Source organism: Monashia sp. HAY1-2A (genome assembly GCF_056755315.1).
Genome location: NZ_JBNDHY010000842.1, coordinates 1 through 231 on the forward strand (window position 1 = coordinate 1; position 231 = coordinate 231).

A 231-nucleotide genomic window follows, 5' to 3' on the forward strand; every position below is an offset into this window, starting at 1 on the left:
CCCCCCCCCCCCCCTCCCCCCCAGAACACCCCCCCCCCCCAGATTACTACGCGTCTCGTGGGCTCGGAGATGTGTATAAGAGACAGCCTCGAGGCGCAGGGTCACGTCGTGCACGCGTCCCGCGGGCACCGGCGGCAGGGTCGCGTCGACGCCGCGCAGCCCGGCAACCGCTCCGCCGTCCAGGACCTGTCTCTTATACACATCTGACGCTGCCGACGAAGGAGAGAGTGT

At 69.3% G+C, this 231-nt stretch carries 1 protein-coding gene; it reads left to right on the forward strand.

Annotation, left to right across the window (positions count from 1 at the left end; all coding sequences use genetic code 11):
- Window positions 1-207: hypothetical protein (locus tag ACPYOM_RS24140; protein ID WP_481347923.1), on the forward strand; the 207-nt coding region annotated here is incomplete at its 5' end.
- Between the last annotated feature and the right edge of the window lie 24 nt (window positions 208-231).